This window comes from Nocardioides sp. CPCC 206348, assembly GCF_048654705.1.
Taxonomy (GTDB): domain Bacteria; phylum Actinomycetota; class Actinomycetes; order Propionibacteriales; family Nocardioidaceae; genus Nocardioides.
Map to the genome: position 1 here is coordinate 48,847 of NZ_JBMCZA010000209.1, position 2,068 is coordinate 50,914.

Annotated in this window: 2 protein-coding genes; both read right to left on the reverse strand. The window is 70.9% G+C overall.

The window, feature by feature from the left end; translation table 11 throughout:
• Positions 1-1,234 (reverse strand): acyltransferase family protein (locus tag ACOADB_RS20860; protein ID WP_378602960.1); only part of this gene is annotated, 1,234 nt, incomplete at its 3' end.
• A 2-nt stretch (positions 1,235-1,236) separates the two neighbouring features.
• Positions 1,237-2,068: glycosyltransferase family 4 protein (locus tag ACOADB_RS20865; protein ID WP_378602963.1), on the reverse strand; the 832-nt coding region annotated here is incomplete at its 5' end.

Here is a 2,068-nt window from a genome sequence, read left to right on the forward strand (position 1 = left end):
CGCCGCCGATCCCGCTGGCGGTGCCTCGTGACTGCAACACGGCGCCCTGGAGCACCAGGCCGGCCACCGCGGCGACCAGGGTGCAGTTCAGGCCGATGGACAGGGCCAGGCGGGGCGAGGCCGCGATCGCCTTCGAGTGCCGCACGGGGCTCTCGACGAAGCGGTACGACAGCCACGCCGGCACGACGGACAGCAGGACGACCATGAGGCCCTGGGCCGCGGAGAGCTCACCCCACTGCCACGTGGCCATCCGCAGGGCCGGCCAGTGCCACAGGTAGAGCGAGTACGACAGCCCGCCCACCCAGACGAACAGCGGGTTGCCGAGCAGGCGACCGACGCCGGTGTGCCCGGCGGAGAAGCCGCCGATAATGACGGCCGCGGTGCCCAGCGTTGGCACCAGGGCGCCGGGGGCGGGCCATGCGGTCTGCGTGGACTGCAGCATCAGGCCGGTTCCGAGGACGGCGAGTCCGGCCAGCACGAGTGCCTGCCCGGCTCGGTGTGACAACCGGTTCCACTGGGTCGCGCCGAGCGCCACGAGTGCGCCGATGCCGAGCTCCCACAGGCGCGTCGGCGTGACGAAGAAGGCCTGGGAGGGACGCTCGGCGGTGAGCCAGAAGGCGCAGAGGAGCGAGGGGATGACGATGACGAGCGTCAGCCCGATCGCCAGGATCGCCCGTCGTGGCGGGGTCGTGTCGTCGTGGCGTCGTCGCTTTCCGCCCACCCACAGCAGGCCCAGCAGCACGAGCGGCCAGATGAAGTAGAACTGCTCCTCCACCGCCAGGGACCAGAAGTGCAGGACCGGGGAGGGCGCGACGTCCTCGGCCATGTAGTCGACGGACCGGGCCGAGAACACCCAGTTCACGACGTAGGTCGCGGCGCCGATGATGTCGGTGGAGATGGCCTGCCACTGGACGCGCGAGACGCTGAGCCACGACATCAGCGTGGTGACGACGAGGACCACCGCCGCGGCGGGCAGCAGGCGTCGTGCGCGGCGCGCGTAGAAGCCGGGGAGGCTGATCCGGCCGGTGCGCTCCAGCTCCCGCAGCAGCTGGGCGGTGATCACGAAACCGGACACGACGAAGAAGATGTCGACCCCGGCGAAGCCTCCGCCGGGGATGGCCAGCCCGGCGTGGTGCAACAGGACGACCGACACGGCGACCGCGCGCAGTCCCTCGATGTCGGGACGGAACTGCGAGGCTCCGGGACGTTCGTCCGGGGTCCGGTGGGAATTCACGGTCAGGACGGTCCATTCAGCGACCGCACGCCTGTGCGGTACACCTCGTCGAGGATCTCGGCCTGCCGTTCCCACGTCCAGTCCGAGAGCGGAACCCGGTCGTCGTACGCGCTGCGGTAGCGAGCCGGATCGGCCAGGACGGCCTGGGTGGCGCGGGTGAAGTCCGCGACGTCGTCGGCCACGAAGACCTCGCCCTGCCCCGTCGCCTTCACCTGCGACGACATGGCGCGCACGTCGCTGACCACGATCGGCAGCCGGGCGTGGCTGTACTCGAAGAACTTGGTGATCAGCGCGATCTCGTGGTTCGGGAAGTGCTGGATCGGGATCAGGCCGATGTCGGCGGACGAAAGGTACTCCACGACGTGCTCGGGGGCGACGTACGGCAGCAGATGCAGCCGGTCCGCGACGCCCAGCTCCTGCGCACGTTCGACGACCTCCACCACGGGAGCCGACTCGGGTACGGCGACGACGAGGGCCACGTGCACGCCGGGCAGCGCCGGCAGCGACTCGATCACGGTGCCGAGTCCGCGCTGCCGCGAAGGCGACCCGCTGTAGACGAGGATCGGGGTCTCGGGTCCGACGCCGCAGAGCTCGCGCACACCCGGACGAGCCGAGCCGTCATCGGTGGCGATGGTCGGGCAGTTCAGCACGACCGAGGGCGTCCGCGACAGGCCGTGCCGTTCCACCAGCAGCTCGGCGAGCTCGCCGGAGACGGTGACCACCTCGTCGGCGTACGCCGCGAACTCGCGCTCGTGGGCCATCTGCGCGACGTGCCACCGCGGGTGGTCGTTCCACGGCTTGGCGCCGGGGAGGAACTCGTGGGCGTCCCAGACC